Source organism: Microcoleus sp. Pol7_B2 (assembly GCF_036701035.1).
Classification (GTDB): Bacteria; Cyanobacteriota; Cyanobacteriia; order Cyanobacteriales; family Microcoleaceae; genus Microcoleus.
In genome coordinates this window covers 40,364-59,319 of sequence record NZ_JAUBQB010000005.1, presented here as the reverse complement: position 1 = coordinate 59,319, position 18,956 = coordinate 40,364, and the positions used below count along the sequence as shown (strand labels likewise).

The window sequence follows — 18,956 nt, the reverse complement described above, 5'->3', positions numbered from 1 at the left end:
TAAGAGTAAGATGGCAATACCTTTAAAAGCTTGTCATGCAAGTCACTCAAGATCAACTAATAAAATGGTTCCAAGAATACTATCAGTCTCACGGTGAAGTTCCTGCCTTAAATAAAGTTAGAGATAAAAGTATTCCTTGCCCAGTAACACACAATACAGTTGTCAGAAAATTTGGAAGTTGGAATAATGCTTTGAAAGCAGCAGGCTTACCGTTATTTTTCAAACCAATCCTAGCGAAGGAAGTAGTTTGTTTTACCTGTGATAAGGTTTTTTATAAACAAAGACACCGACTACAAGAGGGCAAACCAGATTTTTGTTCAAATTCATGTGCAGCCACTTACACAAATTGCCATAAAAATTATGGAAATAGACGATCTAAGCTTGAAAATTGGATTGAAGAGCAGCTTTTAAACCTTTATCCAAAGATAGAAATTTATTTCAATCGCAAAGATGCCATAAATGCAGAGCTTGATATATACATTCCCTCTCTAAATTTAGCTTTTGAGTTAAATGGCATTTTCCATTACGAGCCAATTTATGGGATCGAAAAACTAGCGTCTATTCAAAATAATGATAGTCGCAAGTTTCAAGCCTGTTTAGAAAAGGGAATTGAATTAGCCTTTATTAACTGCTCTCAACAAAAAAAGTTTCAGAAATCCACCTCTCAAAAATACCTTAATATCATAACCTCCATTATCAATTCAAAGGTGTCCGACGGGCCTCGAACCCGCTAATAACTAGCTTCACGGGCTAGCGTCTCGACCGCTTCGACTTCAGACACCGGAAGTGGAGTCAAGGAGAATCGAACTCCTGGCCTCTTGCGTGCAAAGCAAGCGCTCTACCAATTGAGCTATGACCCCGCGTAAAAGATTCACCTGTGGAGTAAATCTAAAATCTAAAATCTAAAATTGGTGTGGTGGATTGCGATCGGATTTGAACCGATATCTTTCTAACAGCCAGTTAGATGCTTTACCAATTAAGCTACGAACCCCAGACAGCAGGAGCGGTAGGACTTGAACCCACAACATTCGAGGTAGAAGCTCGACACTCTATCCAGTTGAGTTACGCTCCCATGTTTTTTGTTAATGTGCGATTCCCTATGGGATAGCGGCGCTTCACGCACTTTGACGTGCAAGTTATCAGAGCATTGCGTTTTCTCAGTTACTAGAGGGACTCCGCCGATGAGTTACTACACACTCTTTAAAGGATGGCTACCTTTAAGCCAACCTGCCGGGTTCATCGCACTCCTCGTTCTCAAACGCCCGCTGATTTTGACAGCGTTACCTTTCCTCTCGTACTAAAGTATGTAGGCTCTAAAGATTGGGACACGCAAAGGGCGATCGCTCTTAATATAAAAAATTATCCATTCAATGGAATCAACCTCCTTAAATTAAAGCAAAAACAACGAGAGTGGTAGGACTTGAACCCACAACATCCGCGTCCGAAGCGCGGCGCTCTATCCATTGAGCTACACTCCCATAAATTGGTAGTCCTGGCAGGATTTGAACCTGCAACATCTTGCTTGTAAGGCAAACGCTCTACCGTTGAGCTACAGGACTACAAAAGCGGATGATGGGACTCGAACCCATGCGCTGAGAATGGCATACTCAGATGCTAGCCTTTACATCACACCCGCAAACCGATTTTAGATTTGAAATTTTGGATTTAACTGAGATGTTGCACCATTGTTAATAAGCCTTTTATGAACTGCCAAGATGCCCGTTCCACAAGAAAATCTACTCTTTGTGGAACAGGCAAGATGCCTGTTCTGGAGAAGGGTGCAAGATGTGAGATTTAACAAACTTCTTGTTTCCCTAAGCGGATAACGAGGCTCGAACTCGTGCCTAGAGTTTGGAAGACTCGAATGCTACCGTTACACCATATCCGCAATTGTGGGGCTGGTGATAGGAATTGAACCTACAACCGACTGATTACAAATCAGTTGCTCTGCCTAATTGAGCTACACCAGCACGCCAAGCAGATGGCGAGATTTGAACTCGCAAGAAAGCTTTACAAGAACCTCATGTTGCCAATTACATCACACCTGCATTTTTGGTGGCGGGGGCAGGAGTTGAACCTGCTATTAAGAGGCTTATGAGACCTCCAAGCCTACCCAGGCTACTTCACCCGCGATGTCACCAAATACCCCTGACTGGCATCGAACCAGCACTAACTAGATCCTAAATCTAGCGCCTCTACCAATTGGGCTACAGGGGCAAAACCGATTTGAGGTTTGAGATTTGAGATTTGAGAGTGAATAAAACCTCATACCCCTGACAGGCCTCGAACCTGCAAAAAACACTCGTTCTGAGCGAGTGATGTTTTCCAATTACATCACAGGGGTAAAGTCGGGATGGTTGGATTTGAACCAACGACTCCATGCTCCCAAAGCATGGCTTCTGGCCGCTGAATTACATCCCGTTCATGCTCCTAGTGAGACTCGAACTCACACTCAAAATAAAACAGATTTTAAGTCTGCCGCGTCTGCCAATTCCGCCACAGGAGCAAGTAGAAACTTAGTTAAAAATTTGGTACTCCTGGTGAGATTTGAACTCACACAACACAATTTTTGAAATTGCGGCCTCTGCCAATTGGGCTACAGGAGTGTAATCGATCTGCTTTGGTAATAGCAGAACTGGGAAGGCAGGGATCGAACCTGCATTTTGCCGCTTTCAAAGAGCGGTGCCATACCGATTAGGCGACTTCCCAATAATTGGGTGCCGGGGTAGGCTTTGAACCTACAAAAACTCCTATTTCAGAGATAGGCGACTTTACCAATTTGTCTACCCGGCAATTAAAAAAAAGGCTGCCCCAGTAGGACTCGAACCTACAACCTAGCGGTTAACAACCGCTTGCTCTACCATGGAGCTATAAGGCAACGCAATCCCCCAAGTCAGTATCGAACTGACGACCTCCTGCTCTTCAGACAAGCGCTCTACCAACTGAGCTATCGGGGGAAAACGGAGAAGGAGGGATTTGAACCCTCGACGGCTGTTAAACCGCTCTTTCTTAGCAGGAAAGCGCCTTAAGCCACTCGGCCACCTCTCCACAGCGAGCGAGAACGGAGGGATTTGAACCCTCAATCTTCAGTTTTATTAACTGAGATGTTATCCGGCTACACCACGTTCTCAAAATTGCAACTGCGGATTAAATGCAGTTACAAATGGGTCGGGCTGGAATTGAACCAGCAACGCTTTAAGCTACTGTTTTACAGACAGCTACCCACGCCAATAGGAGGGCCGACCCAGAAATTTTGGAAGTGCTGACGGGAGTTGAACCCGCAATCACTTGGGTGAAATCCAAGCGGCTTAAACCATTTGCCTACAGCACTATAAATTGGCACAGGAACTGAGATTTGAACTCAGAATGCTGGTTTTGGAGACCAGAGTGTTGCCAGTTACACCATCCCTGCTTTTGGTGGCAGCGGCCGAACTTGAACCCGCATTGACCAAGGTATGAACTTGGCGCTTTACCATTAAGCTACGCTGCAATGTCACTTTCGCTTAGTTCCTTTTCACAGTTAAAAAAATTAATTAAAAGACTTTTAATTTAATCTTTTAATTTCTAATTTTTAATTTCTGATTGGAACAGAGGTTAGGGCGGGATTTGAACCCGCGAAAATCGGTTTTGCAGACCGACGCCTTCAACCACTCGACCACCTAACCTGGGAGTCCCGACGAGGTTTGCACTCGCAATCTTCTCCTTGAGGGGGAGACGGCTTGACTTTTGCCTACGGGACTTTGACCCCCGCCGAAAAACGGATACTTGCTTTCCGACAGGAGGTGTGGATTTTAGACCAAAGTTCCAGTTCCCAGATTCTTCTCCTTTGGAGTAAATCTAAAATCTAAAATCTACAATCTAAAATCGACTGACGGGAGTAACGAGACTTGAACTCGCAACCTTTCGCTCGACAGGCGATTGCTCTGACCGATTGAGCTATACCCCCGCGAAAATGAACAATTTTCTGTCCTTGAATTACTCAAGTTGGGACGGGGTGGCGGTTGATTCCGCGTACTACAACCCGATCGGGCTATTGTTGCCGGAGTCTACACCGCCGATGTCCACAATTATGTGACACGATTAACTTCCTATTCTGTTTTCAAGGTTCATATTGCTGGTGGGGGAAGGCTTTGAAGCTCTTTCCCCTTCGCCATACATTTATACTACATTACGTATTACAAAACTGTCAAGGGGGTAATACAACTTTTTTTGAAATTGGGTTTTTTAAAGGGGTGTCGATCGCTCCCACCAACACTTTGCGTTCCTCAAAACCCTTATAAATCAAGAAATTTTGCTGCTAAACTGATGTTGTTGCCTAAGGTAAATCTGATGCTAAAACTGTACTACACTCCAATTTCTCTGAATTCTCGCCGTGTGTGGGTGGCACTTCTGGAAAAACAGATTGCGTTTGAGCCTCTAGCACTTAACCTCGACGGCGACCAATTTAAGCCGGATTTTCTGGCAATTAACCCGTTCCACCGCATACCGGTTTTAGTGGATGGAGATTTGACTTTGGTGGAGTCGCTGGCAATTCTCGATTATCTGGAGGCGAAATACCCCACCCCTCCACTGCTACCGACAGAGGCGAAAGCGTTGGGAATTGTACGGATGGTGGAAATGCTGACGTTAAATGAACTGTTGCCGGCTATGTTTCCATTAACACGTCAAATGCTGGGTGTAGCGGGAGACACTGCAGAGAAGTTGGAACAGTCAAAACAGCAGATAGTAACGCTGCTGAGGTATTTTGAGGGCTTGCTGGCGGACGATCGCACTTATTTTGCTGGGGAACAGTTTACTTTCGCCGAAGTGGTGGCGGGCACTGCTGTGCCTTCGCTGGGGATGTTTGGCATATCTTTTGATGAGTATCCGAAGTTGCAGCAGTGGGCCGATCGACTTGCAGGGCGATCGAGTTGGCAGGAAACCGAGGTATCTCAAGCCGAAGTTGCGGCCAAAATCCCAATTATTAAGAATTTACTGGCGGCAAGGCTTTAAAAGAGCGATCGAGCTTCAAATAAAAATACCGGGTGATTAGAAATCGATCCTACACAACAAAGCTAAATATACCGGGCGATTCAAACTCCCTGGACTCAATAAACTCTTAACCCTTGGCTTGCGGGTTTTGTCTGTGTAGGCGCTCATTTAATCCCCGCATTCGATCGCGGTCAATCCCCGGTGAGACATATTTATAGAAAACTTCGATCGCAACCGCAAGAATTAACACTGACGAAAATGCCGATAGCCCAAACACGCACAAAAGATTAATCGCCCTGCGATAATCAGCTTTTAGATATCAAATACTACAAATCAAACCTTGTCTGAATTGCCCTTAACTCCCGTGCCCGCAACCCCAGAACCCGATCGCCCAAACCTCCCTCACTGGCTACACTCCTTGGATACCTGTCCGAGTACCAACAGTTGGGCGATCGCCCGCGCGGCCCAACTCCACCACGGAGATGCAGTATTTACCCAGCGACAAACCAGCGGGCGCGGCCAACACGGGCGCACCTGGCACGCCCCAACCGGTGTCTTGACTGTTAGTTTTGTACTCGACAACCTCAACCCCACTCTGTTGCCCGGGCTCAGTTTAGCAGCCGGTTTAGCGGTGATTTACGCGATCGAAGATTTGGTTCCCGACTGTCGCGATATGCTGCGCCTGAAATGGCCAAACGATGTCTGGATCGATCGCCACAAATTAGCCGGAATTCTCTGCGAAGCCACTTCCGGCAATGCTTTGGGCAAAACTCGCGCCGTTGTGGGAATTGGACTCAACCGCTGCGTAGATTTCGGGGCTGCGGGATTGGATGAAAGGGATCTCGGCAATGCGGTAAGCTTGCATTCTATTGCTAGTAAAGTACCAGATGAGCTGTGTTTGCTCGATCGACTGCGGCACTATTTACTCGAACTAGCCGATATGTTTTCTACCACAGACAAGCCAGCCTCCAAGTCCGGTTTAGCGCTACTTTTGCCCGAATTGCGCCGCCGCGATGCGTTGATTGGCTGCCCGGTGGCGATCGAACTTGCGTCAGAAACCATCTGCGGAGAAGCCGCCGGCATTGACGGAAGCGGCTGCTTGTTAGTATGCTTGGCGGGCGATCGAATACAAGCCTTTACCTCTGGGCGAGTTCGATTAATTTAAGAGGAAGAAGGCAGTTCGGCAACGGATTCTGTAACGGATGTAACGGATGTAACGGATGTCAGGAAGAAGGAAGTTCGGCAACGGATTCTGTAACGGATGTAACGGATTAACGGATGTCAGGAAGAAGGAAGAAAGGAAATGCAGTCAGAGCAATATTTTCAGCGATAAAAAATGTCCTAACCTTCTTGCCAGTTACTATAAATTAAGAGAAATAAGTCATTAGTCATTAGGGAAAATTCCCAATTAACAATGCCCAATTCCCGATGCCCGATGCCCGATGCCCGATGCCCGATGCCCGATGCCCAATTCCCAATTTTAATTTATCACCTCAAATACTACCAATCTGCTCAGCCACAGCGGTTGATTTGCCTCCACACCTTCCGGGCGACTCTTAGTAGAAGCAATTTGTATTCTATTGCCATTTATCCCTTGTCTAACCAAAATATTTTTCACATTAGTCGCCCTTTCTATTGCCAACTTTTGATTTTCTACCGGAGTGCTTTTAAAATCGCTGTAGCCAACTATCCTTAAATTCTTCGTGCGGTTTTTCTCCATATATTCCTTGACTTTACTAAGCTTTTGTGCCACATCTTTCGCCTCCAAACTTGCCGAACCTGCACCGAAATACACGCGAACTGGCATTATTATCTTTGGCGGCGGTGGAGTTCCTATTATCACTGTATTTGTTACGGACTTTACCCCCGGAATTTTCTCAAAAGCTTGAGTTATTTTCTGAGCATCTGGCACTTTGCTTACGCTGCCTGCAACGGCGACTTTTCCCTCTGCATAGCGAGCTGAGATATTAATGCTTTCTACTTTATTCAAAAGAGCTGCCGTCCGCTTGACATCGGCTTCGACTAAAACCGGATCGGGAGGTACTTCAACGGCTATAATTTTATTTTCAATTCTTGATTGTGGAGCCACTTGCTGAGCGATTTTTTCCGCTTTCAATCGCAGATTTTGATTCGGCACTCGTCCCGAAATCTGCAATAATTTATCTTTAACATCTGCCGCGATACGATAAACCGATAACTCTGGAGCAGATTGTAATGCTAAATTCGTATCTGCTTCTAAGCTCGCTTCAACTGCGCTGCGGTATTGATGAATTCCCCAAGGTACGCCAATTAAACCTAACGCTGCCAAACCGATAATTGGTAAAATGGGAAGTTTAGAAGATTTAACTTTTACATCTGTATCGATTAATTTTTGCAATTTCGAGTTTACTTCTGGTGCTACAGTTGCTGGATCGCCGTTAAATGACCGAATTTGATCTCCGTATTCTTGAACAATATTGTTGAATATCGCTCGCATTTTGTACTTAAACCACTGGCGGGTTTCTCCTTGCATCACTACTGCTAGATAACACGAACCCGCTACTTCCAATACGATCGTAGATGTGCCGTATTCTATTGCATCAATTTCTGCAATATTTCCAGACTGAGATATGCAATCGTTGACAAAAGCGCGAATAGCAGTCAGCATCCCCGCTACCATCTCGGATTCTAGCTGTTCGCGTTCAGACTTCTGCACTGCTGAAATTACTAAGCCCGATTCTGTTTGAATTAAAAAAACAGCTTTAACACTCAGGGGTGTTGTTTCTTTCATCAGCAGTTCGGCTTCAGAAATGCCCTGTAATTTGGCTTTAATTTTACGACTAATTCCCTCTGGACTTAAAGCTGATTCGAGTTTTTCATTAATCTCCCGCATCATCTCGGCGATGTATTTTAAAATCGTGCTGCCGATGATCGGATAAAGTGCATCCGACATTGCTTCTCGCTTGAGATGAATTTGCTGTTTGATAGCGGTGGCCATTTCCGGCGCGATCGCCATTGCAATTTCATCTGGCGATTCACTGATTCTGTGGCTGATTCCTACAGGAAGAGCAGGCGATATGGCTACTCCCATTGATTGCCTGTTTTCTCGGGTTTTGGTATTAATTACTTCATCAATTATTGGAGTTATGGTTTCGGCAAATGATTTTCTCGACTCATTAATCGTTTGGAGCATCATTTCGGGAAACATGATTTTAATTCTCGCAAGTAATTCTTCCCGATTGCCACCCCATTCCGCATCAGTAATTTTGCGATCGAGTTCGCCTACTTTATCGTTGAGTCTGTAATTATAATTTACCACTTCATCTAACAATGGTAAAATAGATTCTATGACAGACTTTTCTAGTTGGGCGTGATGGCTAACCATCAGCTCGTCAATCAAAGGTTTCAGTAAATCTGTAAACAAGTCTGTCGATTCATAAATCCGGTGTTCGATCGCCACAATCTTTTGTTCGATTTTCGCGAGTCTTTGATCGATCCTATTATTCTGAATGATGGCATCGACAGCGGGGGCGATCGCAGATTCTATCTCTAGCTTTGCTTCCCCGATGTTTCGAGACAGCATTTCTACAATCACTGGCATTATTCTTGCCATCAACCCTTCTATCTCGCCTAAAACTTGCTGCTGAACTTCGACAATCTTAGTTTCGTTATTTAATATTTGTGCTGCAATACCGCTGTTTTGAATAGCCGTGTTGACACCGGGCGCGATCGCCTCTCTCACCTCTAACTTTGTCTCCTCAATTTTCCGGTTCAGCGACTCAATCATTAACGGCATTAACCTTGCCATTATATCTTCTGGCTGAGTTTTTTGCTGTCGCTGGAGATTATTTAGTCTACTTTCTACATCGCTCAATTTTCCTTGAACTTCTCTTTGAAGAATTGCTGATTGTATCAAAGGTTCGATAGTCGCTGCTACTTGTAATTTTGATTCATCGATTTTCTGATTCAGCAAATCAGTTATGGCCGGCATTAGCATCGCCATTATCTCTTCTGGCTTCTGAAGTGGCGACTGTTGTGTAGCCAGTCGCCGTTCGATGATGCTCAATACTTTTTCTTCTATTTCTACCCAAGCTATTCTTACCTGTACTGAGGGGGTGATAGCTTCTACAATCTCTGATTTTAATTCACTAATTTTGCGGTTCAGCAATTCGGTAACTACTGGTACTAGCTGCTTGATTAAGTCTTCCGGTTGCTGCTGGTAACGCTGCTGAATATTCGCAACTCTATCTTCAATTCTTACTACCTGTTCTTCAAGTCCGTTTTGATTGTGAATTACTTGATTGACTGTCGGTGCGATCGCCGAAGCTACCTCTAACTTAGACTCCTCTACCTTACGCTTCAGCAGCTCGCCCACCACCAACATCACCCGTTGCATTAACTGTTCTGAATTCGGCAGTTGCTGCTGGTTAAAGTTAGCAATTTTATTTTCCAAATCAGCTATTTTGGTCTGCAATTCGAGCTGATTAATTTGATCGCTGCTAGCGAGTTCGCTCGCCTTTTTTAATTCCGACTTCAACCCCTCTAATTCATCTCTCATCAACTCAGGAATTAACGGCTTCAGTAAAGTCATCAACTCTTGGGGTTCAGACATCAACTTCTCAAAATTTTCTAACCTTTGTTCCACGCTCAAAACATTACTGTAAAATTCCGGTAAATCCCTTTCAAACAGCAGTTGCTGCAACCGCTTAAACTCCTCTACTGCTTGTTCTAACTCTTCCTCAGACGGTGGATTTTTTTTTGCTATCTTCCGGGCTATAGATAAATCTGGTTCCTCATTATTGTTTTCTCGTCTTTGAGATGGGATCTCTTCCTCGTTAGTTAATACTTCGGGTACAATACTCGGTGATTCGATCCGAAAAGACAATTGTTTGCGCCGATTTTCCTCATTCTCCAATCGCTGAATAGACTTTTCAGCAAGCGGTAACTTCAGCTCGCTCGGTTCTTTTTTTGATTTCTTTAATAACTGGAATTCAGTCAGTATGGTTAGCAATTCCTGAAGTTGCTCTCCAGCTTTAGAACTTGCTATAGTTGCATCAGAAACCTCTTTTTCTGACTGATATATTTTCCCTGAATTGTCATTTGATGCTGCCATACTGCCCTACCCAAACGTGATTTTGATCGACCGAAGGAAATTACCAGCTTGCTTGCCGCCTCACCCCAGCGACAATCAATAGGAATGACACAATTTTTCCAAGCGTCAGGCGTACTAAAGCTATCGCCCTATTTTAACTGCTGTTCTGCGACTAGCCAACTGAGCCGCCAACTGCAATGCTGCCTTCATGCTGGAGGCATCCGCAAGCCCTTGACCTACAATATCAAAAGCTGTACCGTGATCCGGAGAGGTGCGGACAAAAGGCAAGCCAATTGTAGTGTTGACTGCTTTATCGAAAGCCATCAATTTTACTGGAATCAACCCCTGGTCGTGGTACATTGCCAAGTAACCGTCGTGAGCTTCCTTGGCTAAACCGTACCAAACTTTAGCCGGTTTTACCCACAGGGTATCGGGGGGGACTGGCCCGTCTAACTGCACTTGAGGAAAGCGATCGCGCTGCGTTTCCAACCAAGGTATCATCCAGTCTTGCTCTTCATTTCCCAGTTTGCCGTTTTCGCCGCTGTGAGGATTTAAGCCAGAAATCGCAATTTTCGGTCTTTCCAGCCCAAAATCTTCCCGCAAACAGTCTATCAGTAATTCTAGTTTTTCACTCAGTAATTCGGGACTCAACGCATCGGGGACTTGACGCAGGGAAATATGTGTGGTCGCCAGTAAAGTTACGAGCGTCCAGCCACTGTGGGGAGATGTGGCGGCAAACAGCATTCCGAATCGCTGCGATTTTGCTCTTTCTGCCAGGAGTTCTGTTTGTCCGGGATAATTGTAACCGGCCGCCTGCCAGCAAGTTTTGGAAATCGGGCCTGTCACGATGGCGGAGAATTCGCCGGCGATGGTACGGGCGATCGCGCTTTCCATGTAAGCAAAGCTAGCCGCCCCGCTAGCTGCATTTCCGACACCGGGGACAATTTCGCCCCACTTGCTGTCTGGTTCGATATCAATAATGTTTAATGTTTCGGGATTTGCCGCTTCTGCTGCTGGATTGCTCGATCGCAACTTATCGTAAGTTTGCTGCAAAACTATCTTAGAACCTATAACCGTTACCCTCAAACCAGCAGCGGTATCGGCTAATGCCTTGAGAATCACTTCCGGCCCAATTCCCGCCGGATCTCCGAGAGTTACAGCTAGTTGTGATTCCCGATCGAGACTCAAGGCAGTTTTCTCCAACAAAATACAGCAATTTCGGCACTGAAATTTTAGCATTCATGTACCTGGTTGCCCCAAATTATATTATCTTTATTTAATGCGATCGCCCAATGGGACTTATCAAATCATGAATCCTGAAATTTTCAATGCAGCCTTTTTGTCCTTTTCCCTAATTTTCGTGGGTATAGGTGGAGGCTTCCTCCTGCTCAAATTGCAAGGCCGCGAAGAATAAGTTTTTTTCAACCAATCCTTCAGAAGCCTTCTACCTTCTGCCTTCTAGAGTCTACTTGCTGCCGAAAGTCAGCCTTGTGCCGAATATCTCAAGCCTAAAATGAGAAAATTTCCGGTTTTTGTTAAGTTTTTATAAAAAACTTAACAAAAACCTGATACCATCTTATTGAAAGTTTAAGATTCATAATTAATCCCTAGATGACTTTATTGATTTTAGGTGCCACCGGCACTCTCGGCCGCCAGATAGCCCGCCGCGCCCTAGACGAGGGCTACCAGGTGCGCTGTTTAGTCAGAAGTTACAGAAAAGCTGCATTTTTGAAAGAATGGGGCGCTGAACTCGTACCGGGGAACCTTTGCCAGCCAGACAGTCTGCCTCCGGCCCTAGAAGGCGTCAGTGCTATTATCGATGCAGCAACAGCCAGTGCAGCCGATTCTGTCAGCATTAAAAGAGTGGACTGGGACGGAAAAGTATCGCTGATCCAAGCAGCAGCAGCAGCAGGCATCAAGCGTTACATATTCTTTTCCTTTCTCGACGCTGAGAAATATCCCCAAGTCCCCTTGTTGGAAATCAAGCGCTGTACCGAACTGTTTTTAGCAGAATCCGGTCTAGACTACACAATCTTGAGACCTTGCGGCTTTTTGCAAGGACTGCTGAGCCTGTATGCAATGCCGATTTTGGACAATCAGGCAGTCTGGCTGCCCAACAAGCCATCGGCCCTTGCCTACATGAACACTCAGGACGTTGCTAAATTTGCCGTCCGGGCCCTTTCAGTTCCTGAAACCGAGAAAAAAAGCTTTCCGGTGGTGGGAAATCGCGCTTGGGATGCTGACGAAATCGTGCGGTTGTGCGAACGGCTGTCAGGGAAGCAAGCCAAAATTACGCGCACCCCAGACGCCTTGTTGAAGGCTACTCGTCAATTTGCTAAGTTCTTTCAGTGGAGTTGGAACGTAGCTGACAGATTGGCTTTTTCAGAAGTTTTGGCAGCCGGAAAACCCTTGAAAGCTCCGATGGATGATGTTTACAGTGTCTTCGGAATCGACCCCAAAGAAACTACTACTTTGGAGTCTTATCTCGAAGAATACTTTAATCTGATTATGAAGAAGCTCAAGGAAATAGAGTACGAGCAGCTTAAAACTAAAAAACGGAGTAAACAAAAAATGCCCTTTACTTTTTAAAGTGCCGAAAGCTGGGATTATATACAACGACGTTAAACCTGTGGCTTGTCGCATCGCCGCAGAGTTGGAAGACAAGCTGACTGCCCGCGGCTGGGAGGTTTGCTCGGTTTCTGGTTCCGGAGGAATTCTGGGCTATTCTAGCCCCGATCGCCCGATGTGCCACAATCCGATCGAACAACTCGTCCCCCCCGGTTTTGACAGCGACATGGAGTTTGCAGTGGTTTTGGGCGGCGACGGTACGGTGCTGTCGGCATTTCGCCAAGTCGCTCCGATTGGAGTGCCGCTGCTGACTGTCAATACCGGTCACATGGGCTTTTTAACAGAAACTTACCTGAACTTGCTGCCGCAAGCTTTGGAAAAGGTAATCGCCGGAGAATACGAAATAGAAGAAAGATCGATGCTGGCGGTGCGGCTGTTTCGAGAAAACGACTGCCTCTGGGAAGCCCTTTGTCTCAATGAAATGGTGCTGCACCGGGAACCGCTGACTTGTATGTGTCATTTTGAAGTGGCGATCGGTCAGCACGCCTCTATTGACATTGCTGCAGATGGAGTCATCATCGCAACTCCCACAGGATCGACAGCTTACGCCCTTTCTGCAGGTGGCGCTGTCATCATTCCCGGAGTGCCGGTGCTGCAGTTGCTGCCTATTTGCCCGCATTCAATGGCTTCGCGGGCTTTGGTGTTTTCCAACACTGAGCCGGTCAAGATTTTGCCGGCGAGTCCCAACCGCCTGGTAATGGTGGTAGACGGGAACGGCGGATGTTATGTTCTGCCGGAGGATTGGGTGCAAGTCGAGCGAGCTCCGTACCCAGCCCGCTTTATTCGGGTGCAATCTTTTGAGTTTTTCCACATTTTGCGGGAAAAATTGGGCTGGGGTTTGCCTCACATTGCTAAACCGAGTTCCGTTGAGTTGCCTTGATAGTTGTTGTTGACACTCCCCGACTATCAAGGTACGGGGATTGTTGGCTCAACCAGTTGGCTTGCTCGTAGATATCATATCAAGTCCTAGCTGTAGGAGAGCGCAATTCCCGTTCCCGTTTTTCACCGATTGAAGGGATTTTGATTTCTTTATCTGTTGATAAATCCTAGAATAAAGCAGCAATTAGTGTTGGTAATGTAGAGCGACATTTATCCACCGGAATCTTTAATTCTCGATCGAGCTTCCGAATCATCTCCAAGGTCAGGCAGCGTTTGCGAGATAACGTTGCCCATCACCCGCCGCCAACAACCTTTCTATCATAACAAATTACCTTTCGACAGTCGGTGTGCATGGGCGTTGTTAGGCATCAAGGTCACCTAGACATTCTCATAGCTTATTGTCACTGAGAATGATGTTGCATCTTGCGTAAAAATTGCTGGAGAAAGATTTTGATGCTTTAGCATTTTTTTTACCCATAACAACCCACTACCAACTAACTCAACAAGCCCTTTTTGTCGAAGCTGCAATGCTAATTCTTCATTCCTTATTACAACGTATCCTCCCGAAATTTGATTGTTACTAAGACTTAGAGGAGGCAATAACCTTCCAGGATTTTTTACCTGAATCGAAGTTGGCATAACCTTAGAGGATGTTTTAAAAGCGTCGTTTTACCTCATAGTGGGCACAAAGAAACATCTAAGTAGGGGCCCAAACCTTGATTTATCGTCTCAGCTAAGCCCAATCAGAAGGGCTAAATTATACCTTCGCCGACTTTTAAAACATCCTCTTAATAACTACATCATTAGCTCGATCGTATGCGCGATGTACTATCGCATTTACTAATAATTCGCGAAGCAGCATGATAGAGATGCGCTCTTGGTGAATCAGAGGTGAGAAATTAGGAATAATAAACTCTTCTAATATAGAAATTGCTGAGGATATTAATTCCTCTATTGTATCTTCAAGTCGATATTTCTTCATAACGACTTGACCGCTAATGTCCAATACTTCTACTACTACTGCACATTTACTTTCAATGGTAGTGATAGATGAAATAATTTCGTCTGAGGGAACAATATTTTTTTCAATCTCAGATATTAATTCTTGAAAACGACTGTTTAGATAATTGCAAGGATCAGCAGGAATTTTCCATTTTTGATTAAATAATATATCTTTGCAAGGTAGAGCAATGCGTATGTCAGCATCCAAAGACAAGTTATTATATGGACGATGCTTTGCGTTCCAAGATTCTTGTGAATGATAGACTTCTTGTATTTTTTTGCTGCCGTTTATAAACCATATTTCATTTGTTTCAGGACGGTAAATGGCAAGACATAAGTGTGGTTGACGTTCTAAATATTTTTTCTTTAATCCCTGAATAAAATTATGTTTTATATTTATTTTTTCTGGAAATTGAACCGATTTAACTTGTATAGGAATTGTAATATTAAGTTTTCCAATTTTTACTCTGAAGTTTACATCAATCTCGTCATCAATTTGTACAGGTTTATCAATATTGAATCCGCATCGCGACAAAACTGCTATGACATTCATTTCGCCAGCAGTACCAGATCGGGTATTTCTTAATTTATTGGGCATTTATATAGTTTCCCTCACATGGCATCTGTAGTTTCGGTAGTTCATAGTTGGAATTTTTGAGAATCTCCTAGTTTGAGGTTTGGTGAAAAGATTGGATTTACGAGCTTGTTGTATGGTGCGCGATGAAGCGTATCTATTTATTCTACCAATTTTCTTTCGGTAAAGCTCTCGATCGAGCTTCCGAATCATCTCCAAAGTCAGACAGCGTTTGCGAGATAACGACTAAGATCACCCGCCGGAAGCCGAAGCGAGGAACGAGCGCAGGCTGTAGGCGATCGGGTGCAGCGCCTTGTTAGCCCGTTGTTATTGACTGTTAATTCGTTCTCCTACGCAATATCGGCTCCTTCCGCATAGCGTTTGATGAACTCAACCCCAGCATCCGTAACCCAGAAGGTAAATGTCATTGGGAAATTCTTAGAAAACCCGTTGCTACCGCGCACTTCCAGCCCTATTCCTTCAACGTGTTTGTCCTCGAAGAAACCGTCTTTCACTGCATTTGCGACAAGCAGGTCGCCGGCTGCTCCCAAGACAAAAACCCTTTCTCCTGACTTGGCAAGTATCTCAAAGAGGCGTCTCTCGAACTCACCATAGCGATTGTTCAAAACGCCCAAGTTATGCTTGTACATCTTGATTGATAGTCGATCAATTTCCTTCTTCTGATCGAACCGCGTGTGGCAATTGGGGCAAAGCGCTATTAAATTCTCAAATGAATCGTCCTGCGACTCTGCCCAAGGAACGATGTGTGCGATTTCTGTAGTAGTTGCTCTGCACGTTGGGATAGCACAACGATGCCCAGCTTCCACTAAGACAGCGCGTTTGATTGCGGCAGGAACAGAATTTCGTTGCATTTGCTTCTCCACAACTCCATACCAATAATGATACGAAAATCGGCTTTTTGCCACAAGCAAAGCTGCGCGCGACGGGCTAACTTATAATTGTATCGCAGTTGCGGTACAATACTGGATATAGTCGAATAATACCGCAGCTCAAGGATGTATGTCAACCCGTTCTTACTCCCTATCGGAATCTCCTTTCCTCGATCGAGTTCGTCGCACGATTCGACTCAATCACTTAAGCCGTTGCACTGAAAAAAGCTATCTTTATTAGATTTTAGATTAGAGAGCATTTAGAGTCGATCGCACACTTTCGGCTATCGCAAAAATCAAGACATTCATCAGAACTTCTTCACGCACGAATAACTGTAACGGTTCGCCCCATTGGTGTCAGATGAATTTCAGTATTCAGTCGTTCTTCTAATTCGAGCGCATTCTCGCGCCGATCGAATATCACCAACCACCCTTCATCTTCTCCCAATCGAGCCAAATACCCATCTAACTGTTCCAAACCTTTACTCAACGGATCGACTTTCCGAGTTCGCCAAACCTTCAGTTCAATTCCCAATGTTACCTCACCATAACGCAGGCATAAATCCATTCTGTCGCGTCCGATGGCATATTCTCGCTCCAACGTTCCCCCACCATTAATCACCCGATGCAGAAACGCCATCAACACTAAATGAGGGGCAATTTCGGGATAAGACGCACTTTTGAGTAACGGTTCGCCATGCTGTAGCCAAAACACGAGAAAAGTTTTGAGTAACGCTTGGGTGTCTAATGTCCCCTGGGCCGTTAACCAACTCGGTGCAATTTGTGGCAGAGAAGCCATTGGCGTTACGGTGAGCACGCGCGGCAAAACTTCGCGATAAATTGGGTTGGCGATCGTCAATCCACCCTGAACATCCATCTTACACAAACCCAAATCGATTAAAAACTGAATATCATCATTGGGGATATTTCCCAATTCCAAACCCGCCAACATCGGTTCGATAATGGCTTTGACTCGATTTTCTCTAAGCCGTTCTGCCAAACTATCCAAATGGGTATCTTGTCGTTTGATGAGAATTTCTTTAGCTGATAAAATATGTTCTGTGGTAATTTCTATAGATTCATCTGTCACTAATTCTTCTACAATTTCCTTAGCTAAAGCATTCACTAACCAAGGTTGTCCCTGAGTGAGTTCAAAAGCTAAGGCTACGGCTTCAGGTTTAAAAACTTGTCCGGTATCTTGGGTATGTTGCCCGTAGAGTTCCCCGACTTCTGAGGCATTAAAATCTCTGAGAGTAATCGATCGCACTTTAATATTAAACGGACTGGATGTATGGAGTCGATCGCTTCCCCCCGCAGCCACTTTGTAATCGCGAACATCCCGCAAACCAATTAAGCCAATAGACTGAGGAAACGCTGTCGGGCGATTGGGATAACCATCGCGCAGTTGGCGCAAAATAGAAATCAACGCTTGGTCTTGCAATGCGTCAATTTCGTCGATAAAAATAACCAAAGGACGAGATGAAAATTGTGCCCAAGCTTGTAAAGCAGCCCGAATTTTCTGTCCCGACTGTATGCTTGTCCAGTCTGGCGGTTGCAGTTCGGGTGGGAGGCGGAAGGAAATGTTGTCTCGCCAAGCGCCCAGAATGGCCTCTTCTGCACCGCCGATATCTTGACTGAAGGGTGCGCCGACTTCAGCCGAAACCATGACGGCGGTGTATTGTCCGCTTTCGGTGAGTTGTTTGGCTAACGCCAGCATAGCGGTGGTTTTCCCCACTTGCCGGGGTGCATGGATGACGAAATAGCTTTGCTGAGCAATCAGTCGCTCTAAATTTGGGAGGCGACGGGTGGCAGGAAGCTGATAGTGGATGTCATCGCGGCAAGGGCCGGCAGTATTGAACCAACGCGGCATAGGTCAACTGGGGCGAATGGGGCTGCTCTCAGTTTAGTGTACTGTTGTTGGAATGGCGTTCTAGTTGTTAAGCGGGGGTTTGTATCGACTCTCCGGCCCCGATGAAACTCTCTCAGAGCGAAAGTCGTGCTCGATTCTTGATTCATAGAACGGAAGAACCCCAACTGCCAACTGCCAAAGTTTCACTCTTCCACGCGATAGCCCAATTCCGCTAAACGAGTGCGAGACTGCCACCATTTCGGCTGCACTTTGACAAATAACTCCAAATATACTTTGCCCTCAATTAACTTTTGAATCTGTTCTCGCGCCGCACTGCCGACTGTAAGCGGAAACATATAACTCAAATGAGTGACACTCCAATGTGTGAACTCACAAAAGCGTCACTATAAAAAGCGACTGTGAAGCCACCGAAGACAGCAGTTATACCTGAAATATCAAATGAAAACACTCGAATGCACAGAGGATTCCCATCATGTTTACAGAAGAAAAAACTCTCAATAATCAAGCTATCGCTGTCGTCGCCGATACTACTTCTCAATCAACTCTTGCAGTTGCTGAAGCGTCTGGACTCATGAAACCCACTTTAAAACGGGGTTCTACTGGTCAAGCCGTCAAAGAACTGCAACAGCTTTTATATCATTGGGGATATTATTACGGTTTTTCGATCGATGGTATTTTCGACACCTATGTTGAAGACGCCGTAAAAGACTATCAACACCGCGTCTTTTTACCTGAAGATGGGATTGTCAGTCCTCTAACCTGGCAAGCACTATACTCTGGTGCACCTGTGAATATGCCGACTCTAATGATTGGTAGTTCAGGTAATGCTGTCAAAATTGTTCAGAATGTCTTGAAATTGAATGGATACTATTTCGGTTTTGTTGACGGATACTTCGGGGTTATGACCAAAGTAGCGGCGATCCAGTTCCAAACGATTAAGGGTTTACCAGCCGATGGAATTGTCGGGCCGAGAACTTGGCACGCTTTGAGCAAGTTACCGCACTAAACAACGGTATATCTCACTGGTATAGGACTTACGTGCCGACTCTAATTGTAGGGTGCGAAACGCGC

At 45.2% G+C, this 18,956-nt stretch carries 14 protein-coding genes, 25 tRNA genes and 1 pseudogene; 8 read left to right on the top strand and 32 right to left on the bottom strand.

The window, feature by feature from the left end; genetic code table 11:
• Nucleotides 1-35 precede the first annotated feature (35 nt).
• Nucleotides 36-734, top strand: coding sequence for a homing endonuclease associated repeat-containing protein (locus QUA57_RS03385; RefSeq protein WP_333059558.1), 699 nt, complete (start codon nt 36-38; stop codon nt 732-734).
• A 53-nt stretch (nt 735-787) separates the two neighbouring features.
• Here the strand turns inward: QUA57_RS03385 and QUA57_RS03380 are convergent.
• The 25 genes from QUA57_RS03380 to QUA57_RS03260 form a co-directional block, all read right to left on the bottom strand.
• Nucleotides 788-860 (bottom strand) — tRNA-Ala (locus QUA57_RS03380).
• A gap of 54 nt (nt 861-914) precedes the next feature.
• Nucleotides 915-991 (bottom strand) — tRNA-Ala (locus QUA57_RS03375).
• A gap of 7 nt (nt 992-998) precedes the next feature.
• A tRNA-Arg gene (locus QUA57_RS03370) sits at nt 999-1,072 on the bottom strand.
• A 333-nt stretch (nt 1,073-1,405) separates the two neighbouring features.
• Nucleotides 1,406-1,478 (bottom strand) — tRNA-Arg (locus QUA57_RS03365).
• 6 nt (nt 1,479-1,484) lie between these two features.
• Nucleotides 1,485-1,559: transfer RNA gene (locus tag QUA57_RS03360), tRNA-Val, on the bottom strand.
• 258 nt (nt 1,560-1,817) lie between these two features.
• Nucleotides 1,818-1,888: transfer RNA gene (locus QUA57_RS03355), tRNA-Gly, on the bottom strand.
• A gap of 5 nt (nt 1,889-1,893) precedes the next feature.
• A tRNA-Thr gene (locus tag QUA57_RS03350) sits at nt 1,894-1,970 on the bottom strand.
• Between the two features lie 6 nt (nt 1,971-1,976).
• A tRNA-Thr gene (locus tag QUA57_RS03345) sits at nt 1,977-2,048 on the bottom strand.
• 95 nt (nt 2,049-2,143) lie between these two features.
• Nucleotides 2,144-2,217: transfer RNA gene (locus tag QUA57_RS03340), tRNA-Leu, on the bottom strand.
• A 131-nt stretch (nt 2,218-2,348) separates the two neighbouring features.
• Nucleotides 2,349-2,421 (bottom strand) — tRNA-Pro (locus tag QUA57_RS03335).
• A gap of 4 nt (nt 2,422-2,425) precedes the next feature.
• A tRNA-Leu gene (locus tag QUA57_RS03330) sits at nt 2,426-2,506 on the bottom strand.
• A 23-nt stretch (nt 2,507-2,529) separates the two neighbouring features.
• A tRNA-Leu gene (locus tag QUA57_RS03325) sits at nt 2,530-2,606 on the bottom strand.
• Between the two features lie 29 nt (nt 2,607-2,635).
• Nucleotides 2,636-2,709, bottom strand: a tRNA-Gln gene (locus QUA57_RS03320).
• Nucleotides 2,710-2,714: 5 nt separating this feature from the next.
• Nucleotides 2,715-2,793: transfer RNA gene (locus tag QUA57_RS03315), tRNA-Gln, on the bottom strand.
• A gap of 13 nt (nt 2,794-2,806) precedes the next feature.
• Nucleotides 2,807-2,878: transfer RNA gene (locus QUA57_RS03310), tRNA-Asn, on the bottom strand.
• Nucleotides 2,879-2,884: 6 nt separating this feature from the next.
• Nucleotides 2,885-2,957 (bottom strand) — tRNA-Phe (locus tag QUA57_RS03305).
• Between the two features lie 4 nt (nt 2,958-2,961).
• Nucleotides 2,962-3,048, bottom strand: a tRNA-Ser gene (locus QUA57_RS03300).
• An 8-nt stretch (nt 3,049-3,056) separates the two neighbouring features.
• A tRNA-Tyr gene (locus QUA57_RS03295) sits at nt 3,057-3,130 on the bottom strand.
• 34 nt (nt 3,131-3,164) lie between these two features.
• A tRNA-Tyr gene (locus tag QUA57_RS03290) sits at nt 3,165-3,246 on the bottom strand.
• Between the two features lie 8 nt (nt 3,247-3,254).
• Nucleotides 3,255-3,331, bottom strand: a tRNA-Glu gene (locus QUA57_RS03285).
• A 6-nt stretch (nt 3,332-3,337) separates the two neighbouring features.
• A tRNA-Trp gene (locus QUA57_RS03280) sits at nt 3,338-3,412 on the bottom strand.
• Between the two features lie 3 nt (nt 3,413-3,415).
• A tRNA-Met gene (locus QUA57_RS03275) sits at nt 3,416-3,490 on the bottom strand.
• A 101-nt stretch (nt 3,491-3,591) separates the two neighbouring features.
• Nucleotides 3,592-3,665, bottom strand: a tRNA-Cys gene (locus QUA57_RS03270).
• Nucleotides 3,666-3,740, bottom strand: a tRNA-Glu gene (locus QUA57_RS03265).
• A gap of 132 nt (nt 3,741-3,872) precedes the next feature.
• Nucleotides 3,873-3,946: transfer RNA gene (locus tag QUA57_RS03260), tRNA-Asp, on the bottom strand.
• A 6-nt stretch (nt 3,947-3,952) separates the two neighbouring features.
• On the opposite strand from QUA57_RS03260, the gene QUA57_RS03255 reads away from it, so the two are divergent.
• The 3 genes from QUA57_RS03255 to QUA57_RS03245 all read left to right on the top strand — a co-directional run bounded on the left by QUA57_RS03255 (nt 3,953) and on the right by QUA57_RS03245 (nt 6,136).
• On the top strand, nt 3,953-4,075 hold the full coding sequence (locus QUA57_RS03255; RefSeq protein ID WP_333059559.1) for a hypothetical protein: 123 nt from the start codon (nt 3,953-3,955) through the stop codon (nt 4,073-4,075).
• Nucleotides 4,076-4,329: 254 nt separating this feature from the next.
• Nucleotides 4,330-4,992, top strand: coding sequence for a glutathione S-transferase family protein (locus tag QUA57_RS03250; protein WP_333059560.1), 663 nt, complete (start codon nt 4,330-4,332; stop codon nt 4,990-4,992).
• Nucleotides 4,993-5,311: 319 nt separating this feature from the next.
• The gene (locus QUA57_RS03245; protein WP_333059561.1) at nt 5,312-6,136 is read left to right on the top strand and encodes a biotin--[acetyl-CoA-carboxylase] ligase; all 825 of its coding nucleotides are present in this window, start codon (nt 5,312-5,314) and stop codon (nt 6,134-6,136) included.
• A 315-nt stretch (nt 6,137-6,451) separates the two neighbouring features.
• Here QUA57_RS03245 and QUA57_RS03240 read toward each other — a convergent pair whose 3' ends face one another.
• Together QUA57_RS03240 and pdxA are read right to left on the bottom strand one after the other, a co-directional pair.
• A complete protein-coding gene (locus tag QUA57_RS03240) occupies nt 6,452-10,063 on the bottom strand; it encodes an OmpA family protein (RefSeq protein ID WP_333059562.1) in 3,612 nt (1,203 codons plus the stop codon).
• A 120-nt stretch (nt 10,064-10,183) separates the two neighbouring features.
• Nucleotides 10,184-11,281, bottom strand: a complete 1,098-nt coding sequence (gene pdxA, locus QUA57_RS03235) for a 4-hydroxythreonine-4-phosphate dehydrogenase PdxA (protein WP_333059563.1) — start codon at nt 11,279-11,281, stop codon at nt 10,184-10,186.
• 40 nt (nt 11,282-11,321) lie between these two features.
• Between pdxA and petM the strand changes: the two genes are divergently transcribed.
• From petM to QUA57_RS03220, 3 genes are all read left to right on the top strand, one after another.
• The gene (petM, locus tag QUA57_RS03230; RefSeq protein ID WP_015174328.1) at nt 11,322-11,456 is read left to right on the top strand and encodes a cytochrome b6-f complex subunit PetM; all 135 of its coding nucleotides are present in this window, start codon (nt 11,322-11,324) and stop codon (nt 11,454-11,456) included.
• Nucleotides 11,457-11,653: 197 nt separating this feature from the next.
• On the top strand, nt 11,654-12,631 hold the full coding sequence (locus QUA57_RS03225) for an NmrA family NAD(P)-binding protein (protein WP_190657002.1): 978 nt from the start codon (nt 11,654-11,656) through the stop codon (nt 12,629-12,631).
• A 1-nt stretch (nt 12,632) separates the two neighbouring features.
• Entirely contained in the window at nt 12,633-13,550 is a 918-nt protein-coding gene (locus tag QUA57_RS03220) for an NAD(+) kinase (protein ID WP_333059564.1), read from the top strand.
• A gap of 377 nt (nt 13,551-13,927) precedes the next feature.
• Here the strand turns inward: QUA57_RS03220 and QUA57_RS03215 are convergent, their stop codons facing one another.
• The 5 genes and pseudogenes from QUA57_RS03215 to QUA57_RS03195 form a co-directional block, all read right to left on the bottom strand.
• Nucleotides 13,928-14,188, bottom strand: a complete 261-nt coding sequence (locus QUA57_RS03215; RefSeq protein WP_333059565.1) for an ATP-binding protein — start codon at nt 14,186-14,188, stop codon at nt 13,928-13,930.
• Nucleotides 14,189-14,324: 136 nt separating this feature from the next.
• Nucleotides 14,325-15,149, bottom strand: coding sequence for a hypothetical protein (locus tag QUA57_RS03210; protein ID WP_333059567.1), 825 nt, complete (start codon nt 15,147-15,149; stop codon nt 14,325-14,327).
• A gap of 326 nt (nt 15,150-15,475) precedes the next feature.
• Nucleotides 15,476-15,997 (bottom strand): HNH endonuclease signature motif containing protein, encoded by a 522-nt coding sequence (locus QUA57_RS03205; RefSeq protein WP_333059568.1) that lies wholly within the window; start codon nt 15,995-15,997, stop codon nt 15,476-15,478.
• Nucleotides 15,998-16,334: 337 nt separating this feature from the next.
• Complete coding sequence (locus QUA57_RS03200) at nt 16,335-17,885, bottom strand: ATP-binding protein (protein ID WP_333059569.1); 1,551 nt, start codon at nt 17,883-17,885, stop codon at nt 16,335-16,337.
• Nucleotides 17,886-18,067: 182 nt separating this feature from the next.
• A pseudogene (locus tag QUA57_RS03195) lies at nt 18,068-18,208 on the bottom strand (GTPase Era); the annotation flags it as partial.
• Nucleotides 18,209-18,357: 149 nt separating this feature from the next.
• On the opposite strand from QUA57_RS03195, the gene QUA57_RS03190 reads away from it, so the two are divergent.
• Nucleotides 18,358-18,891: a peptidoglycan-binding protein gene (locus QUA57_RS03190; protein ID WP_333059570.1), complete on the top strand. Its 534-nt coding sequence runs from the start codon at nt 18,358-18,360 to the stop codon at nt 18,889-18,891.
• Nucleotides 18,892-18,956 lie beyond the last annotated feature (65 nt).